Here is a 17,122-nt window from a genome sequence, read left to right on the forward strand (position 1 = left end):
AATAGAGCATATTATAAAAATTATTTAATTACAGATTTAAATTCTAAGAAAATTTTATTTTATATTAAAAATATAATTGACCATTTGTTTAACTTGGGGGGGGGTATAATCACTCAAAAGGAGAACTAATGAGTGAATTACCAATAAACAAAAACAAATATGAATTATTTAAAGGCGTTGCTTTAAGTGATAACTATGAAATAGTAGGTTATGATTTAGTTTATTTAAGTGAAATTGAAATTATTTCTATATCTAAAGAAGACTATAAAGATGCTGAAAAAAATCTAAAAGCATTGGCAGATTTTTTTGGTTTTAATTGTGTTCTAAAAGTTACTAAAGAGCAATATACAGATAATACAAGCACGACCGGTATAATGGATACAAAAGGAACTATGAAAGCTAGTCCAAATCCTTTTGAAATTTCAAGAAATTATGTTGTCAAAACAGCTTCTACTATAAAATCCATTACAAAAACAAACAATGTATTTACAATTAAAGGTTTGTTAGGTATTATCGGCAAACCAAATCCAAATGCAAATACTTTAAAAATAATTTTTAAAGAAAAAGAAAAAATATATTTAGAATGTATAGATACAGCAAGAAATATTTATTATGCAAATTTACATATAAAAAATATAGAACAAAAGCTCTCAATATTTCCGATGAATATCTTTGCAAATTTTACAAGAGCAGGACTTGTTAAAAATCATGTAGAAACATTGGTTAAATATGAAAATTCTTTAAAAGAATTGCTTGATAGATACAGTAAAGATTTTGTAACGATTTATAAAATATGTTCTAAAAATGTAACAATAAAACACATGGGAGAGTAAAAATGCAAGAAAATACAACAAACAAAACGGGTAATTTTGCAAGGGCTTTTGATTTAATGATAGAAAATAACGATTATAATTTTAGTGAAGAAAATATAAATAAATATATCAATCTAATAGAACAGTCAAAACCGATTGTAAATTTTTCTAATAAAGAAAAAATAATATTAGTAATCTCAACTATCTTATGCTTTACACCACTTGGTTTTATTGTACTGCCAATAATACTAATCTATTTATATAAAAAATTTAAAAAATAGATTTGATTGTTTATAATTTAAATCTTTGGAGAGCATAAGAGAGAACAGGTGTTAAATGAAGCGAAGATTTATAATAAGTTAACCTCAACGCCAAGATAACTCTCAAATGATTGCGAAATAAGTGTTTAAGTAGAATGCCATAATAAATGAAGTTTAAAAATCCTAGATAAAAATAAAATAGAGCATATTATAAAAATTATTTAATTACGGATTCAAATTCCACTTGGAATTTATTTCCGTATTAATTAAAATATTTTAAATTTCTTTAATAACTTAATTACTATATAAATTGCACTAAATATAAAAACCCAAGGATATAATGTAAGTAATAAAGAAAAAATACCGATACTAGATACAATAGATGCTATTATTGTCGTAATTGCAATTAAAATAAATTTTTTCAATATATCGTTTTTTGCATATTTTAATAACTCATTTGTATTTGTTGTGCCATCTATGGCATTTTTATGAAAAGCTTTTGCAAATTCACCTTGCTTAAGACCTTCTAAATTATTTATTAAATTTTTCATTTATTCTCCTATGTATTTAATGTTAGTTTTTGAAGTAAGTTTATAGATGGTTATCATTTCATCGCCATATTGTAAAATCATTTTTTTTAGATTGGGCTCACAAATTTGCAATGTGTTATAAGGTATTTTCCTAATTTTACTTATAGAAAAATAAGAAATAGCGACGATAACAATGTTAACAAATGCAAAACCAAAACCAATCATAGGAATTAGACAAAGAACTATTAAAGAAGCGCTAGATATTAAAGCTATTTTACTTTTATTATCTAACTTCTCTAAAGCACAATTTGCTTCGTAAATAGGCTGAGTAGTGCTTTGGCATTCATATACTATATTTGCTCTTTCTAAAATAACATTTATATTTACGCTCACTCCGTTAGGATTTGGCTTGCCTACGATTGCTAAAGTGCCTTTTATTCTAAAATTATTATTTACTTTAGTTTCTGTATTGATTGTAGATGTAGAACTATAAGAATTAGAAAAACTACTAACCCTACCCTCTGTATGCATAGTCCCCGAAGTTTGCATACTATCAGTATAGTTATCTCTTACTATATTTAAAATACAATTAAACCCCAAATAACTAGCTAGATTTTTTAATGACTTTTCCGCATCTTCATAATTAATTGTGGATTTAGCAGTTATTTCTATTTCACTCATATAAATTAAACCATATTGAGTAACGTCGTTATTATTAACTAATAAAACGCCTTTAAACAAATCATATTTGTTTTCATTTTGATTTTCATTTGTTGTTAAATCACTCATTTAATCTCCTTTCAAAAGAGTGATTATACCCCCCCCCAAGATAAATGAATGGTAAAAAATAATTTAGAAGTTTAGCACCATAAAAAGTGCTAAATTATTTGTGTCTATAAGTAATGCGTCCTTTATCAAGACTATAAGGAGTTAGCTCAACTCTTACTCTATCTCCTGGCATAATTTTAATATAGTGCATTCTCATTTTACCCGCAATGTGGCATAAAATTACGTGTTTGTTATCAAGCTCAACTTTAAAAGTTGCATTTGGTAAAGCTTCAATAACTTCGCCGTCAATTTCTATTACATCATCTTTAGCCATAATTTTCCTTTGTAAAAATGTAAAGGTCAATAATAACATAAAAACTATTAAAAAACTAAATTTATTATTAAATAAAATAATTTAAAATAAAAGTTTATTTCACACAAGGATAAAGTTATGAAAAGAAGAACATTTTTAACTTTATCGTCTGCAGTTGCAGCAAACACTTTACTAAGTGCGAATGAAACACCTTTAGTAAATAATACTCAAGCAACAAAAGACGATAGTAAAGAATACATTGTAAGCTTAAAACATAATTTAAGCGAATTAGGCGAAGTTAGCAAAATATGGCTTCCATTACCAAAATCACGCTCATATCAATACCTTACAAGTGATATTGTAAATAGTGGAAATTACAATGAAATTTATTTAAGTGATTTTGAAACTAATAGTTTATATGCAAGTTTTTCTAATGTAAAAGCTGAATTAATAACACAATTTAGCATTAAAACTCATGATAGAATTACTGATTTTTCTAAAGTTAATTTTAATGAAAACGAGAAATTAGACGAAAGTATCGCACAATATTTAAAACCAAGCGAACATATTTTTACTAGTGGAATAGTAAAAGAATATGCACTAAAAATTACAAAAGGTATAAAAGGCGATTTAGAAAAAGCAAAAGCTATTTATGATTGGGTAGCACTTAATTTTACTCGTGATGAGAGTGTAATTGGGTGTGGAATTGGTGATGTTAAGGCTATTTTAGAAAGTAAAAAACTTTATGGCAAATGCACTGATATTAGCTCTGTTTTTGTAGCACTTTTAAGAAGTATTAATATTCCTGCTAGAGAGTGCTTTGGAATTCGTTTAGGTGCGAGTAGATTTTATGCTGCAATGGGTAGTAAAGAAAATATAACAAAAGCTCAACATTGTAGGGCGGAGTTTTATCTAAAAGGCTATGGGTGGATTCCTTGCGATCCTGCTGATGTAGCTAAAGTTAAATTATCTTTAAACCTAGATAATAATGATAGTGGTATACAAAAATTAAGAGAATTTCAATTCGGTAATTGGGAAATGTGTTGGTGCGAGTTTAATACCAAAAGAGATTTCGTGCTAATTCCACGCCCAGCTCAAGCACCGCTTAATAATTTTGGCTATGTATATGCTGAAGTTGATTCAAATACTATTGATTATTATTCACCTAATGAATTTGTGTATGAATACACTTCAAAACAAATATGAAAAAATATTTAATATCAATGTTTATCTTAGCTATTAGCTCTAGCCTTTGTTGTGTTGGAGCTATTAGCTTTTTGATATTTGGAGTAAGCCTTGTTAATTTTGATTTTTTAGCACCTTTTAGAGTATATTTGGGGATTGCAACCTGCATTTTATATTGCATATTTGTCTATAAAAAACTAAATCAAAAAAATAAAATCAGATTATTTTTAATAGGACTTGCATTATTATTTATCGTATTTTATCCTGAAATTATAGGAGCAATGATTTGAAAAAAATATTATTGTTAAGCTTATTTTTAAGTGTTTTAAATGCTTATGAATACACTTTAGAAATTCCTAAAATACATTGTCCATTATGCACGGCAATTGTTAGAAAGGCACTACTAAAAATTGATGGAGTAAATAAAGTAAATGTTAGTTTAGAAAATAAAACAGCGATAATTAAAAGCGATAAAGAACTTAACGAAAGCATAATAAATCAAGCACTTTTTAATACAGGCTATCAAGGAATACTTAAATAAATCCTATTTTAAAAAGAATTTAAAATAGGATTAAAAATTAATTTTGATATGGAACTAATTTAATATTTGTCTTTAATAATTCGTTCATTCCACCATCAAGATTTATTATATTAGTAAAGCCGTTTTGCTCAAGCATTTTAGTTACCATTGCACTTCTTTTACCACTTCTACACATAATTGCTATTTTGCTATCTTTTGAATAATTTTTACTAATTTCATTCAAAAAATCAGGATTGATACTTCCATTTTCGTTTAGAAATGTTATCAATTTTGCTTTATTTACAACGCCTGTTGCAGCGTATTCACTAGGCATTCTAACATCAATTACAGCATAATCACTATTAGTAAAATCAAATTCCTTGATATTTTGTGTAATTACCTCAGCATTTAAACAAACAAATAAACTTAAACCCAATAATATTTTTTTCATTTTTAAGCCTTTAAAGTATTAAATATCCTATCTCCAGCATCTCCAAGACCTGGGATAATATATCCTTTTTCATTCAGCCCTTTATCCAAACAAGCAGTAATTAATGCTACATCAGGATGAGCTTTTTTCATTCTATCTCTTGCTTCAGGAGTTGCAATGATACTTGCAAAAATTATTTTTTTGACACCAATTGATTTTAATCTATCAACAGCTGCAATAGCACTTCCGCCCGTTGCAAACATAGGGTCAATTATAATTGCAGTTTTATTTTGCATATCTTGTGGGTATTTTTCAAAGAAAAATTCAGGCTCAAGCGTTTCTTCATTGCGTTGAATACCTAAAAATCCCACACTAGCTTTACCCAATAAATCAAGTGCAATATCACTCATACCAAGAGCTGCTCTTAAAATAGGCACTATTACAATATCATCGCTAATAACTTCGCACTCACAAGGCATAAGTGGAGTTTGAATATTAACTTTTTCTGTGCTTAAAAATTCACAAGCTTCATAAATAACAAATCCACTAAGCTTTTTTATATGCTCACGAAAATCCCTACAAGATGTATTCTTATCTCTAATTTTCGCTAGATAAGTTGAAACTAGTGTATTTTTAATTACTTTCATTCAATAACCTTTCAAAATATGCTTTATCATCAAAATTTTTAACTAAAGCTATGCCTTCATCAACAGCAGCCTTAGCAACTGCGGTGCTAACATAAGCTTTTACCCTATCATCAAATGGTTTTGGAATTATTAAATCTTTTCCATATTTTAAGTCTTTACCATATAATTTTTTAGTTTTTTCGCTAACTTCAAGGCGTCCTAATTCGCTTAATGCCTTAACAGCTGCTATTTTCATACCCATAGAAATCTTTCTAGCTCTAACATCTAAAGCCCCACGGAAAATATATGGAAAGCCTAAAACATTGTTGATTTGATTGTCATAATCGCTTCTTCCTGTTGCAATAATTACATCAGGGCGAACTTTTTTCGCAAGTTCAGGTAAAATCTCTGGGTCAGGATTAGCTAAAGCAAATACTATTGGATTTTCTGCCATAGTTTTTAACATTTCTTCGCTTAAAGCTCCAGCTTTGCTAAGCCCTAAGAAAACATCAGCTCCTTTTAAAACATCGGCTAAAGTATCCTCATCACATTCTCTTACAAATTCTAATTTATGCTCGTTTAAATCTGTTCTTTTAGTATTGCAAACACCTTTAGAATCTACTAAATAAATCTTTTTAACTCCTAAAGTCTTATATATCTTAGCACTTGCAATCCCTGCTGCTCCTGCCCCACAAACAACTACCTTTAAGTCTTCTAATTTTTTGCCAATTAGTTCACAAGCATTAATTAACCCTGCCGCACTAATAATAGCCGTTCCGTGTTGGTCATCATGCATTACAGGAATACCTAAGTCTTGAAGTCTTGCTTCAATCTCAAAACATTTTGGAGCTGCTATATCTTCAAGGTTAATACCGCCAAAACTAGGAGCAATAGCTTTTACTGCTGCTATTATTTCTTCGGTATCTTGAGTGCTTAATTCAATATCATAAGAATCAACATTTGCAAATTTTTTAAATAAGCAAGCCTTACCTTCCATAACAGGTTTTCCTGCAATTCCACCGATATTGCCAAGACCTAAAACAGCTGAACCATCGCTAATAACTGCTACTAAATTACCTTTACTTGTGTATTTATAAGCTAAATCACTATCACGAGCAATCTCTTCGCAAGGATATGCAACTCCAGGAGAATATGCTAAACTTAAACTCTCATATTCTTTCATAGGCGTTTTAATAAAAGTGCCTAATTTACCGCCTAAATGATACTCTAATGCTCTTTCTTTTAAATTATTCATAAAATCTCCTTTAAAAAATTATTAAATCTTTTTTTAATCTCATCATTGCCTAAAAACTCCATAATAGCATAAATACTAGGACTAATTGTTGTTCCTGTTAGGCTTAATCTAATTAATTGCGCTATGTCTTTTAGCTTAGCATTATTGCTATCTAAAAATTGTTTAACGGCTAATTCAAATTCTGCTTCAGTATTTGCACCTTTAAAATCATTTACAAACTTAGAAAATAAAGCTTTACTATTATCATTTACAAACTTAGCAACTCCACTTTCTTCATAAGAATTTGGCTCGTTTATAATAATTTTTGCACTATTTATCAAATCTATTAAAGTCTTAGCTCTTTCTCTTAACATTGTTAATAAGAATGAATAATTCTTAACACTTGAAAAATCAAATCCTAAATCTTTACAAGCATTTACTAATCTTTCATCGCTAACGCTTTTTATATAATGAGCATTAATCCATTCTAATTTTTGTGCGTTATATGTGCTTGCACCTTTGCTAACATTATCAAATGTAAAGCATTCTTTCATTTCTTGCATTGAAAATATTTCTTGGTCTTTGTTTGAAAATCCTAATCTTAATAAGAAATTAAGTAAAGCTTCAGGCAAATATCCTAAAGCCTTATATTCCATAACATCGGTTGCTCCGTGTCTTTTGCTAAGTTTTTTGCCATCTTCTCCATTTATCATAGCTAGATGATAAAAATTAGGAACCTTAAAGCCTAAAGCTTCATAAATTATTATTTGTTTTGGAGTATTTGAAAGATGGTCATCTCCACGAACAACATCAGTTACGCCCATTAAAGCATCATCAACAACCACTACGAAATTATAAGTAGGAGTGCCATCAGCACGAGCTATTACAAAATCATCTAAAATATCAGCAGCGTTAAATCTAATTTCGCCCTTTACTCCATCATTTACGATTATTTCTCCATCAAGCGGTGCTTTAATCCTTACAACAGGCTTAATTCCTTCTGGTGGAGTTCCTTTAAAATCTCTGTATCTTCCATCATATTTAGGGCGTTCTTTTCTAGCTTCTTGCTCTGCTCTTAATGAGTTTAACTCATCTTCACTCATATAACAATAATAAGCATTGCCACTATCAAGTAATTTTTGAATATATTCTTTATAAATATCTAATCTTTTACTTTGGTAAGTAATTTCCCCATCTACTTCTAAATCAACCCATTTAAAAGCTTCTAAAATAGCTTTGGTTGCTTCTTCGCTATTTCTTGCCATATCTGTATCTTCAATACGAAGAATAAATTTACCATTATTTCTTTTAGCGTAAAGATAAGAAAAAAGTGCTGTTCTTAATCCACCAATATGTAAAAACCCTGTCGGAGAGGGTGCAAATCTTGTAACTATCATTATTATTAGCCTTTTGTGAATTTTTTATAGTTATAATCATTTAAAATCACTTAAAGGTAAATAATGAGAAAAATTTTGCTTGCACTTGTATTTGGTGCATTTATGAACGCAAGTCCTATAACTTCAATCATAGCTAGTGTTAATAACGAGCCTATTACAAATATTGATATTATAGAAATTTCACAATATATGAATATAAGCCAAAACGACGCATTAAGATTGCTAATTCAAAATAAAATATGCACATCTTTAGCTAAAAAATTCAAATTAGCTGCAAATGAACTAGAAATCAATCAAGAATTATCAAAAATAGCTGCTGCTAATAATATTAGCTTATCTACTTTCATAGAACATAACCAAGATAAAATCAAAATGCTAACAGAAAATATAAAAGATGAAATTCTAAAAAAGAAATTATTTGATTTAATCGCTCAAAATTATATGAAAGATGTAAGCGATGATGAAGTAATTAGATTTTATAATTTAAATAAAGATAAGATGAATGGGGCAAGTTATGAAGTAGCAAAAGAACAAATTAAAAGCTATTTAATGAATAAAAATGCTCAAGAATCAGTTCGTAATTATATGGAAAAAGAAGAAGCAAAGGCATCAATTAAAATGTTTAGGTGAGTACTATGAAAACAAAATCAATTCTATCTAACTCGTTTAAGAATTTTATTATTACAACTTTTTTACTAATTGAAATTGCTGGTGGAATTTTTGGAACTTATAGATATATTAGCGAGGCAAAAAGAATTGAAGAGCATCATAGAATTCACAATATAGGAAATGATAGCTTAGTAATTAGGCTACAACAAAATAAAGACCATACTATTTTTCAATTTTTAGTATTTTCTTTCGCTGTATTAGTAGCTGCAGTTATTAGTAATGCAATTTATATAAAAAGATTAAAAAGAGTAAAATCAAATTTTAATGATTTTGCAGAACTTCTTGCAAATTCAGTCAAAAAACATAAACCTTTAATGCTAAACGATACGCTAAATTACAGCGAATTTCAAAAAATAGCAAATTCTTTAAATGAAGTCTTAAATGATATATACTATCAAGAAAATTATAATTCTTTAACCAAATTACCTAAAAAACAAAAATTCTTATTAGACATACAAGAACTCTATGAAAAAAGCGATTGTCCTATAATAGTTAGCTATATATATCTTAAAGACTATCAAAATCTATTAAAAAGTAGAAGTTTTGATTTAGCTGATAAAATAATATTAGAATTAGCAAGTAGATTTTCAAGTTTTTCTACAACTATTTTAAATTCTAAAATAGCCAAAATAAGTGGCAATGGAGATTTTTTATTAGCATTTCCTTGTATTGATGAAATACAAACAACTTTTAATAATATGGCTATTAAGTTGCACGAATGCTTTAGTGAAAGTATTAATTTTGGAAGTGATGGAATTTATGAGCAGAGTATAGGGGTTGGCTTTAGTGTATTAACAAATGAAAATTACAATCAAATAATAAACGATACTTACAAAGCAGCCTTACTTTCAAGCGTTCAAAAAGATACATTGTATTGCGATTATTCTGATGAAGTTAAAACACAAATAGATAATGAAGCAAAATTAGAAAATGATTTAAAAAGGGCTTTAGAAAAAGGTGAGCTTGATGTATATTATCAAGCAAAAATCGGAGCAAATGATAATTTAGTAAAAGGCGCAGAAGCATTAATTCGCTGGAAACGAAATGATAAATTTGAAAATACAGAAAAATTTATAAGAATTGCAGAAAAAACTGATTTAATAATAAAACTTGAAAAATTTGTAATTGCAAAAGTATTTCAAGAAATACAAGTTTTAAAAAATAAAGGAATAAATATTCCAATAAGCATTAATATATCAGCAAAACACTTGCACCATAAAGATATGATAAATTATTTGCTAGCAAATGTTAAAAAATACGATATAAATCCAAGTTTAATAGATATAGAAATAACAGAAAGATATAGACTTAATAGCAGTAGTGAGACTATATTAGAAAAATTAAAAGCTATTGGATTTTTAATAAGTATTGATGATTTTGGGAAAGATTATAGTTCTCTTTCTTATATAAATCATTTACCTATTGATACAATTAAAATTGATAAAAGCTTTATAGATGGATTAAATAGTAAAGATTGTGATTTAATTAATGAAAACTCAAAAGCAATTATAATTGGTATTATAAAAATAGCAAAAACTATGAATAAAAGAGTAGTAGCAGAAGGTGTTGAAACACTAGAGCAAGTAAATATTTTAAAACAATTAGGTTGTGATGAATTACAAGGATTTTATTATCATAAAGGTGCTACACCGATTAATGAATTTATAAATATTTATAAAAACAAATTCTAATGAAACTTCATATAGATTTTGATAGCTATTTTGTAAATGCCCAACGACTATTAAATAAAGAACTCTGCAATACACCTTGCGTGATTTATGCTGGAAGCGATGAAGATTTTTTCAATCAAGATGCAAAATATATAGATAATAAAATCGCCTTTATGAGCTCAATTGAAGTTGCAAGAAGTGAAAATAAAGTAATTGATTATAGGCATTTTACCGCAATTGCCGTATCTTATGAAGCTAAAAAATATGGAGTAAAAGTAGGAGATAAATTAAATATAGCTTATCAAAAATGTCCGAATTTAAAAATAGCTAGAAGTAATATTAGATTTTATAAAGAACTAAGCTTTAAAGTAAGACAATTTTTAGAAAGCAAAATACCCGTAATTGAACAATTTAGCATTGATGAGTTTTTTGGAGATTTAGAAGGGTTTAAAAAAGACACAGAAGTGCTAGATTATGCAAAATATCTTCAAAAAGAACTATTAGATAAATTTGGCTTACCAGCTAGTATAGGCATTAATAATAGCAAATGGGGAGCTAAATTTTTAACCGATTTAGCAAAACCTTTTGGCATTAGAATGGAATATGATTTAAGCAATGCCATTAAAGGAATAGATATAAAAAATTTCGCAGGCATAGGAAGAGAAATACAAAAATATTTAAGAGCTTATGGGGTAAATACTTTAGATGAATTATTGCAAAAAGAATATTTGCTAGATAAATATGGTAAAAATGGCAAAAAAATCATAGCAAGAATTAAAGGCATTGATAATGAAAAAGTAGAAGAAATAAAAGATATTAAAAGCCACGCAATATCAAAAAGCTTTAAGCCAATTAGTGATTATGATGAGTTAAGGCGAAGGGTTAAAATACTTGCTAGATATTTATGTGTTTGGATTTCAAAGCACAAATATCATCCTAAAAAAATAGAAATAAGTATTAAATACGGCAATAAATTAGAGCATATTGGAGTTGAAATTATGCAACCATTTGATGAAAAAAATCTAATTGATAATGCCGTAAAAGGATTTGAAATTCTTATGAAAAATACGAAAAATGTAAGTGTTTATTATATAGGAATTGCTGCTAATAATCTTGATAAAACATATTGTGAAAATATTTTTCAAAACACCACAAAAAATCAAAAATTAAACGAAACCCTAAGTGCTATAAGAGATAAATTTGGCATTAGCTGTATAAAATATGGGGGATAAATATAAATTATTTGTCTTTTAATAAATTAATTCTTTCTTTATAATCTGGCATAAATCCTAAAAGCGTGGCATAAAAAGCCTTTGAATGATTAGCGTGATAAAGGTGTGTTAATTCGTGCATAATCACTGCTTCTATTGCTAATATATCTTTTTTAATTAATTCGGTATTTAGATTTATATAAGATTTTTTCGTATTGCAAGAACCCCAACGAGTTTTCATTTTTCGTACTTTTAAAGCTTTTATATCTTTACCAACAATCACACAAAATCTTTTTAAAATTTCGCTAAAGATTTCTTTTGATTGAATTTTATAAAAATCATTAAGTAATTTTTCTTTATTTTCATCATTTTCAAGACATTTTAAAATGATTTTATCATTGTGAATTTCTACATTTTTTGAAATTCTTAAATCAAATTCTAAAATATATTTTCGTCCTAAAAACAATACAAAATTACCACTCAAAAGCTCTGCTTTTTTAGTAGTTTTAAGCTCGTTTAATCTTTGTTCTATCCAATCTTTTTTAAGTCTTAAAATCTCATCAATTTTTGCTCTACTTATAAAATAAGGCGATACTACTTCAACAAGCCCAATCTCACGAACTTTTATAATAATATTTTTCACCCGCTTTTTAGTAATTTTTATTTCCATAAACTTTCTCACATTAAAAACAAAACTAATTTTAACTTAAAATATCTTAGACAATCTGCGATATTCCAAATAAAATTAATCATATTTTGGTGTTTTTCTATATTCATAAAATTCCTTTGAAGTAAATGTGATTATTATGACAAAACAATAATAAAAATCTTAAATTATTTTAAATAGTTGTAATTTATATGCTTTTATAACTACTTGTTTTTAAAAATATATCAAATAATAAAAAGTTCTTAAAAATAAGAACTTTTAAAATTATTTTATATTATCTAACTTTTCACAAGCGTATTTAAATTCTAATTCGCAAGATTTTCTTAAATACTCAAGAGATTTATTTTCATAAAGTTGAGATACTTCATAGCAGCTTTTGTTATCATTGTTATTGCAAGCGTATTTGTATAATTCTAAAGCTTTTTCTTCATCAATATCAGTGCTAACTCCATTTAAATACATATTTGCTAAAAAATAGCAAGATGAATAATCATTATTATTACATTGTTTTTCGTATAAATTAAATGCTCTTTCATATAATTTTTCAAAATCATCACATTGAGTATATTTTACTTCACAAAAATTTGCAAAATCATAGCAAGCGTTTGCATTATCATCATCTTTGCAAGATTGTTTAACCAATTTTATTGCTAAATTTTTGTATTTTTTATTTAATTTTTTATTTTCCAATTTATCAGAATATTTATAAATATCACTTAAAGCCTTGCAAGATAAATAATCTTCATATTCTTCGCAAGAAACTTTATAATATAAAGCTGCGTTTGCTTCATCATTTTTATCAAACTGATAATAATTAGCATTTTTTAAGCATTCTTCTAAACTCACACACTCAACGGCATAAACACAAACACTAAATAATAAAATTAATAATTTTTTCATACTAACTCCTTTTTTAAGGTAGTAATTTTAGCGAAATATTTTTAAATAGTAATATTTATTTTTAAGCTATAGAAAATCTATAGCTTAAAAAGAATAAGTAAAATCACCTTCATTGGTTTTAATTTCTGCTTGTTTTAAATTCTCACAAAAATGTATAGGTGAAAATGATTGTCCGTATTTTAATTTTTTAGGATTTGATTTTGATAAAACATAATGAAGTTTGCAATTTCCTTTATTTAGTTTAATCTCATATATTTCTAATTCATCTATTTTAGATGTAATTTTGAGTTTTTTAGAAGCTCCTATTCCTAGAATATTAACTTCAGGAGAATTAAAATCAGTTATCGATTCAACTTCCATAGGATCATCAATAAATAATCCTATAACAAACAATACAACAAATACTATCAACACACCTTTTAAAATTTTCTTAAACATTTCTTCTCCTTAATAATCTCTAATAGCTAAATCTTTTTTATTAAATGGTTCTAAATTCACAACATTGTCAAATTGCATTTCACTTTGCCTACCTAAAGAAACATAATCTGATACATAAAATATTCCTTGTAGTTTTTCGTGAAATAATTCTGGAATTTCATACTCATTTTTATACCCTTTAATACCACTAGGAATACATTTTTGCTCCACTTCACTATCTTTAAAATAAGCTCCTAAATTATCCCAACTATATTTTTTATCACTTTTAAATGGGATATTTACTGCTAAATTAGCACCATTTAAACCTTGTAAAATCAATGTTCCCCCGTGTGTTCTAACAGGAATTGTCCCTTCTGCTTCTAAAGTAGCCATACCACTAACTACCATGCCTTGAGCTATGTTTTCTTCTTCATCAAGCTGCAAACCTTCTTTAGTTTGAATAGTTCCATAAAAAATTCTTGTTATGTCATATTCATCTTTATCTACATAATCATCATTATTAACTTTTGCCTTTTCATATTCAGCTGTTAAAAAATAATCCTTAGAATTTGAAATATCATTTTGATAAAAAATTGTAGGGTAATAACAATACTCTAAATCAAGATTAATAAGTTTTCCTTGATTATCCAATATTACTTTTTTAAACTTTTGAATATCAGCTTCACTTTTAATAAATATCTTTATTTCTTCCATATTTTTCTTTTCAAAATTAAGCAAACTAGGAAAAAACACCGCAATAATTCCAATGATAGTAGTTAAAAATCCACCTAAAGAGCCGATAATAACTTTTTTCTCAAATTTCATAAAAATCCTTTAAAGTAAAATTAAGAAAAAAGATTATACCCCCCCCCATTCTTAAAATAATATTAAAAAAATAAAAATTACTAGGGAAAATATTTAAATGTTAAAGAAAGAAATTCCTAGCTAATCTTAGCTAGGAAAGAAATTATAATGCTTTTTTAGCTGCTGCTGCAACTTTAGCAAAAGCTGCTGCGTCATTCATAGCCATATCAGCTAGAACTTTTCTATCTAGTTCAATACCAGCTTTTTTAAGACCATTCATAAATCTTGAATAGCTTAAATCATTTAAGCGGCAAGCTGCATTAATTCTAATAATCCATAAACGACGGAAATCTCTTTTTTTGCGGCGTCTATCGCGGTAAGCATATACCAAGCTTCTTTCTAATTGTTCTTTAGCTTTTCTAAAGTGTTTTCTACGACCGCTATAAAAACCTTTAGCTAACTTTAATAATCTTTTATGTCTTCTGCGTCTTACTACGCCTGTTTTTACTCTTGCCATAATTTCTCCTTTTAATGGCGTTTGCTTAAAGCAAATCTTTCCCTAAACGGGGGTAACGAATGATTAAAAATCAAAAACTCTTATTTCATACAAAGCATTTTAAGAACACGGCTTTCATTTGTAGCATGAACAAATTTTGCTGTTCTTAAATCACGCATTCTTTTTGCAGGCTTTTTAGTTAAAATGTGGCTTCTATAAGCTGAACCACGCTTAATTTTATTTTTGCCTACTCTAAAGCGCTTAGAAGCACTTTTTACGCTCTTCATTTTTGGCATAAGCTTTCCTTTTTGTTGAATTTTCTAAAAAAGAAGAGCCGATTTTATCACAATAAAGTTTATATATAGCTTATTTTATTTGAAAGTAAAGAAAAAATTAGCAACAAAAAACTAATAATTATCATAAAAATAATTGAAGTATTAAAACTATTTGTAATATCTTTAAAATATCCAAAAATTATTGGCCCAATAGTAGCTATTAAATACCCTACACTTTGAGACATTGAACTTAAGTATATTGTAGTTTTTGTATCTTTTGATTTAATAGCAATCATTATCAATGCAACGCCAAAAATTCCACCAACAGGAATAGAAAATAATAAAGCTGAAATTATTAAAATATAAATATTTGAACTTAATAAACATATAAAAAAAGCAAGAATATTGCTAATACAAACTAAAGTTAAAAGCATTGCTTTATTTTCAATCTGAGCCATTTTATTAGGTATAAAATAAGCTGAAAACATAGAACAAAATTGAAATAATATAACAATATTAGTCGCATAATCTTTATTCATACTAATAGCTAATATGCTAGGATACCAAGTAATTATCGTATAAAAAACACAACTTTGAAGCCCCATAAAAGCAGTTATTATCCAAGCGTTTTTATTTTTAAAAATACTTAAAAAATCACTGAAATTTTGAGTTTTAGAATATCTATTAAGCCTATGATTTTTAATAAATGGCAGATAGCAAAAAAACGCAATAATAGCAAATATAATCCAACAAAATAAAGCTCCACTAAGTCCAATATAATCAATCAAATAATGCCCAAAAACTCCTATTAAGCTAGAAATGCTTAAAAACATTCCATAAAGTGCCATAATTTTTCCAATATTTTTAAAGTGATTTTTAACAAAACTAGGCATTAAAACATTCAAAATCGCAATACCTAAACCTATTAAAATCGTCCCAAAAAATAAGAAAAAAGTATTAAAAAACGCCCTAGCAAATAGTCCAAACATTATTAAAATAATCGCATAAAGCATAGCTTTTGTATTTGGTAAAATCGGAGCGATTAAAGAAAAAATAAAAAAACAAAAAAGCGGCAAAGCACTTAAAATCCCAATTTGCGTAGAATTTAAATCATAATAACTCATAATATTATCAACTATAGGACCTATTGCAGTAATTGGTGCTCTAAGATTTAAAGATATAAAAATTACACATAAAATACTTATTAAAAAATAACTTTTTTTCATATTTTTCCTTTATTAAGACTTTAATATATCTAAAAAATTCAATTTATGCCTAAATATTAGGCACAAATATTTAGTCTAAATTATATTTTTGTAACAATTTTAAATAAGTTCCATCGTTTTTAAATTTGTTAATTACATTATTAAAATCATCTCTTAATTTAGTATTGCCTTTTTGAAAAGCTATGCAAGTTCCAGCTATTGGAGTTTTTGCGAATACTTCAAAATCATCATAATTTTTAGTATAACTCTTAGCAACGGCAGCTTCTAATACAAAACCATCAATTTTGCCATTTAAAGTAGATAATACAAGTGGAATGTATTCAGAATTTAAAAACGGAACTACACCTTTAATATTAGATATTTCATCAGCTTGCAAAGTTCCTATTTGTGCGCCTAAAATAGCTCCTTTTTCAAGGTCTTTTAAAGAATTTAGCTTTTTATTACTTTTTAATTTGATATAGTGGTTTTCACTTTCTATTATTGGATTTGAAAACTCAACATTTTTAGCTCTTTTAGGTGTGTAACTCATACCTGATGCAATAATATCAATCTTTTTTGATTTTAACGCTAAAATCAAACCATCAAAAGACATTGGAATAACCTCAATTTTTATATTTAACTCCTTAGCAATTTCTCTTACTAAATCAATCTCAAACCCCACAATTTCATCATTTTCCATATACTCAAATGGTGGGAAATCAGGCGATAGACC

Annotated in this window: 23 protein-coding genes; 8 read left to right on the top strand and 15 right to left on the bottom strand. The window is 27.2% G+C overall.

Features of this window, described 5'->3' with window-relative positions; genetic code table 11:
• Positions 1-128 precede the first annotated feature (128 nt).
• A complete protein-coding gene (locus tag AVBRAN12642_RS02280) occupies positions 129-833 on the top strand; it encodes a hypothetical protein (protein ID WP_336607895.1) in 705 nt (234 codons plus the stop codon).
• Between the two features lie 2 nt (positions 834-835).
• Positions 836-1,093, top strand: coding sequence for a hypothetical protein (locus tag AVBRAN12642_RS02285; protein ID WP_336606738.1), 258 nt, complete (start codon positions 836-838; stop codon positions 1,091-1,093).
• 245 nt (positions 1,094-1,338) lie between these two features.
• On the opposite strand, the gene AVBRAN12642_RS02290 is transcribed toward AVBRAN12642_RS02285, so the two are convergent.
• From AVBRAN12642_RS02290 to infA, 3 genes are all read right to left on the bottom strand, one after another.
• Entirely contained in the window at positions 1,339-1,623 is a 285-nt protein-coding gene (locus tag AVBRAN12642_RS02290; protein WP_336606739.1) for a hypothetical protein, read from the bottom strand.
• Positions 1,624-2,391 carry a hypothetical protein gene (locus tag AVBRAN12642_RS02295; RefSeq protein WP_336606740.1) on the bottom strand — a complete coding sequence of 256 codons (768 nt, stop codon included), beginning with the start codon at positions 2,389-2,391 and terminating at the stop codon, positions 1,624-1,626. It abuts the gene before it with no gap.
• Between the two features lie 94 nt (positions 2,392-2,485).
• On the bottom strand, positions 2,486-2,704 hold the full coding sequence (infA, locus tag AVBRAN12642_RS02300) for a translation initiation factor IF-1 (RefSeq protein WP_214117771.1): 219 nt from the start codon (positions 2,702-2,704) through the stop codon (positions 2,486-2,488).
• Positions 2,705-2,821: 117 nt separating this feature from the next.
• Here infA and AVBRAN12642_RS02305 point away from each other — a divergent pair, with 117 nt between their 5' ends.
• The 3 genes from AVBRAN12642_RS02305 to AVBRAN12642_RS02315 are packed head-to-tail and all read left to right on the top strand — an operon-like array spanning position 2,822 to position 4,409.
• The gene (locus AVBRAN12642_RS02305) at positions 2,822-3,889 is read left to right on the top strand and encodes a transglutaminase-like domain-containing protein (protein WP_336606741.1); all 1,068 of its coding nucleotides are present in this window, start codon (positions 2,822-2,824) and stop codon (positions 3,887-3,889) included.
• Positions 3,886-4,158, top strand: a complete 273-nt coding sequence (locus AVBRAN12642_RS02310; RefSeq protein ID WP_214117773.1) for a hypothetical protein — start codon at positions 3,886-3,888, stop codon at positions 4,156-4,158. Before AVBRAN12642_RS02305 ends, AVBRAN12642_RS02310 begins: the two co-directional genes overlap by 4 nt.
• The gene (locus AVBRAN12642_RS02315; protein WP_214119551.1) at positions 4,155-4,409 is read left to right on the top strand and encodes a heavy-metal-associated domain-containing protein; all 255 of its coding nucleotides are present in this window, start codon (positions 4,155-4,157) and stop codon (positions 4,407-4,409) included. The genes AVBRAN12642_RS02310 and AVBRAN12642_RS02315 overlap by 4 nt, the downstream gene beginning before the upstream one ends.
• A 37-nt stretch (positions 4,410-4,446) precedes the next feature.
• Here the strand turns inward: AVBRAN12642_RS02315 and AVBRAN12642_RS02320 are convergent, their stop codons facing one another.
• Genes AVBRAN12642_RS02320 through gltX form a run of 4 tightly spaced genes read right to left on the bottom strand, consistent with a single transcriptional unit; the run spans position 4,447 to position 8,096 of the window.
• On the bottom strand, positions 4,447-4,839 hold the full coding sequence (locus tag AVBRAN12642_RS02320; protein WP_336606742.1) for a rhodanese-like domain-containing protein: 393 nt from the start codon (positions 4,837-4,839) through the stop codon (positions 4,447-4,449).
• A 2-nt stretch (positions 4,840-4,841) separates the two neighbouring features.
• Positions 4,842-5,465: a uracil phosphoribosyltransferase gene (gene upp, locus AVBRAN12642_RS02325; protein ID WP_214117776.1), complete on the bottom strand. Its 624-nt coding sequence runs from the start codon at positions 5,463-5,465 to the stop codon at positions 4,842-4,844.
• A complete protein-coding gene (locus tag AVBRAN12642_RS02330) occupies positions 5,452-6,699 on the bottom strand; it encodes a malic enzyme-like NAD(P)-binding protein (protein ID WP_336606743.1) in 1,248 nt (415 codons plus the stop codon). The genes upp and AVBRAN12642_RS02330 overlap by 14 nt, the downstream gene beginning before the upstream one ends.
• A complete protein-coding gene (gltX, locus tag AVBRAN12642_RS02335; protein WP_239803736.1) occupies positions 6,696-8,096 on the bottom strand; it encodes a glutamate--tRNA ligase in 1,401 nt (466 codons plus the stop codon). The genes AVBRAN12642_RS02330 and gltX overlap by 4 nt, the downstream gene beginning before the upstream one ends.
• Before the next feature lie 42 nt (positions 8,097-8,138).
• Between gltX and AVBRAN12642_RS02340 the strand changes: the two genes are divergently transcribed.
• Genes AVBRAN12642_RS02340 through AVBRAN12642_RS02350 form a run of 3 tightly spaced genes read left to right on the top strand, consistent with a single transcriptional unit; the run spans position 8,139 to position 11,646 of the window.
• Entirely contained in the window at positions 8,139-8,705 is a 567-nt protein-coding gene (locus tag AVBRAN12642_RS02340) for a hypothetical protein (protein ID WP_214117779.1), read from the top strand.
• Between the two features lie 5 nt (positions 8,706-8,710).
• Complete coding sequence (locus tag AVBRAN12642_RS02345; RefSeq protein ID WP_214117780.1) at positions 8,711-10,435, top strand: EAL domain-containing protein; 1,725 nt, start codon at positions 8,711-8,713, stop codon at positions 10,433-10,435.
• Entirely contained in the window at positions 10,435-11,646 is a 1,212-nt protein-coding gene (locus AVBRAN12642_RS02350; RefSeq protein ID WP_336606744.1) for a Y-family DNA polymerase, read from the top strand. Before AVBRAN12642_RS02345 ends, AVBRAN12642_RS02350 begins: the two co-directional genes overlap by 1 nt.
• 7 nt (positions 11,647-11,653) lie before the next feature.
• On the opposite strand, the gene AVBRAN12642_RS02355 is transcribed toward AVBRAN12642_RS02350, so the two are convergent.
• The 8 genes from AVBRAN12642_RS02355 to AVBRAN12642_RS02390 all read right to left on the bottom strand — a co-directional run.
• Entirely contained in the window at positions 11,654-12,268 is a 615-nt protein-coding gene (locus AVBRAN12642_RS02355) for a M48 family metallopeptidase (RefSeq protein WP_336606745.1), read from the bottom strand.
• A 288-nt stretch (positions 12,269-12,556) separates the two neighbouring features.
• Positions 12,557-13,192, bottom strand: coding sequence for a tetratricopeptide repeat protein (locus tag AVBRAN12642_RS02360; RefSeq protein WP_336606746.1), 636 nt, complete (start codon positions 13,190-13,192; stop codon positions 12,557-12,559).
• An 84-nt stretch (positions 13,193-13,276) separates the two neighbouring features.
• The gene (locus AVBRAN12642_RS02365) at positions 13,277-13,630 is read right to left on the bottom strand and encodes a hypothetical protein (RefSeq protein ID WP_239803084.1); all 354 of its coding nucleotides are present in this window, start codon (positions 13,628-13,630) and stop codon (positions 13,277-13,279) included.
• Between the two features lie 9 nt (positions 13,631-13,639).
• A complete protein-coding gene (locus AVBRAN12642_RS02370; protein WP_336606747.1) occupies positions 13,640-14,434 on the bottom strand; it encodes a hypothetical protein in 795 nt (264 codons plus the stop codon).
• 142 nt (positions 14,435-14,576) lie between these two features.
• Positions 14,577-14,930, bottom strand: coding sequence for a 50S ribosomal protein L20 (rplT, locus tag AVBRAN12642_RS02375; protein WP_214117784.1), 354 nt, complete (start codon positions 14,928-14,930; stop codon positions 14,577-14,579).
• Between the two features lie 80 nt (positions 14,931-15,010).
• Positions 15,011-15,205: a 50S ribosomal protein L35 gene (rpmI, locus tag AVBRAN12642_RS02380; protein WP_214117785.1), complete on the bottom strand. Its 195-nt coding sequence runs from the start codon at positions 15,203-15,205 to the stop codon at positions 15,011-15,013.
• Between the two features lie 59 nt (positions 15,206-15,264).
• Positions 15,265-16,410 carry an MFS transporter gene (locus tag AVBRAN12642_RS02385; protein ID WP_336606748.1) on the bottom strand — a complete coding sequence of 382 codons (1,146 nt, stop codon included), beginning with the start codon at positions 16,408-16,410 and terminating at the stop codon, positions 15,265-15,267.
• A 70-nt stretch (positions 16,411-16,480) separates the two neighbouring features.
• Positions 16,481-17,122 (bottom strand): substrate-binding periplasmic protein (locus AVBRAN12642_RS02390; protein WP_336607896.1); only part of this gene is annotated, 642 nt, incomplete at its 5' end.

It is taken from the genome of Campylobacter sp. RM12642, assembly GCF_020137635.1.
GTDB lineage: Bacteria > Campylobacterota > Campylobacteria > Campylobacterales > Campylobacteraceae > Campylobacter_E.

Coding starts and splice junctions, on each gene's coding strand:
- AVBRAN12642_RS02330 (WP_336606743.1), bottom strand. CDS start 6,699: ATGAATAATTTAAAAGAAAGAGCATTAGAGTATCATTTAGGCGGTAAA.
- AVBRAN12642_RS02345 (WP_214117780.1), top strand. CDS start 8,711: ATGAAAACAAAATCAATTCTATCTAACTCGTTTAAGAATTTTATTATT.
- AVBRAN12642_RS02320 (WP_336606742.1), bottom strand. CDS start 4,839: ATGAAAAAAATATTATTGGGTTTAAGTTTATTTGTTTGTTTAAATGCT.
- AVBRAN12642_RS02285 (WP_336606738.1), top strand. CDS start 836: ATGCAAGAAAATACAACAAACAAAACGGGTAATTTTGCAAGGGCTTTT.
- rplT (WP_214117784.1), bottom strand. CDS start 14,930: ATGGCAAGAGTAAAAACAGGCGTAGTAAGACGCAGAAGACATAAAAGA.
- infA (WP_214117771.1), bottom strand. CDS start 2,704: ATGGCTAAAGATGATGTAATAGAAATTGACGGCGAAGTTATTGAAGCT.
- AVBRAN12642_RS02340 (WP_214117779.1), top strand. CDS start 8,139: ATGAGAAAAATTTTGCTTGCACTTGTATTTGGTGCATTTATGAACGCA.
- AVBRAN12642_RS02385 (WP_336606748.1), bottom strand. CDS start 16,410: ATGAAAAAAAGTTATTTTTTAATAAGTATTTTATGTGTAATTTTTATA.
- AVBRAN12642_RS02295 (WP_336606740.1), bottom strand. CDS start 2,391: ATGAGTGATTTAACAACAAATGAAAATCAAAATGAAAACAAATATGAT.
- rpmI (WP_214117785.1), bottom strand. CDS start 15,205: ATGCCAAAAATGAAGAGCGTAAAAAGTGCTTCTAAGCGCTTTAGAGTA.
- upp (WP_214117776.1), bottom strand. CDS start 5,465: ATGAAAGTAATTAAAAATACACTAGTTTCAACTTATCTAGCGAAAATT.
- AVBRAN12642_RS02350 (WP_336606744.1), top strand. CDS start 10,435: ATGAAACTTCATATAGATTTTGATAGCTATTTTGTAAATGCCCAACGA.
- AVBRAN12642_RS02290 (WP_336606739.1), bottom strand. CDS start 1,623: ATGAAAAATTTAATAAATAATTTAGAAGGTCTTAAGCAAGGTGAATTT.
- AVBRAN12642_RS02305 (WP_336606741.1), top strand. CDS start 2,822: ATGAAAAGAAGAACATTTTTAACTTTATCGTCTGCAGTTGCAGCAAAC.
- AVBRAN12642_RS02360 (WP_336606746.1), bottom strand. CDS start 13,192: ATGAAAAAATTATTAATTTTATTATTTAGTGTTTGTGTTTATGCCGTT.
- AVBRAN12642_RS02370 (WP_336606747.1), bottom strand. CDS start 14,434: ATGAAATTTGAGAAAAAAGTTATTATCGGCTCTTTAGGTGGATTTTTA.
- AVBRAN12642_RS02280 (WP_336607895.1), top strand. CDS start 129: ATGAGTGAATTACCAATAAACAAAAACAAATATGAATTATTTAAAGGC.
- AVBRAN12642_RS02310 (WP_214117773.1), top strand. CDS start 3,886: ATGAAAAAATATTTAATATCAATGTTTATCTTAGCTATTAGCTCTAGC.
- AVBRAN12642_RS02365 (WP_239803084.1), bottom strand. CDS start 13,630: ATGTTTAAGAAAATTTTAAAAGGTGTGTTGATAGTATTTGTTGTATTG.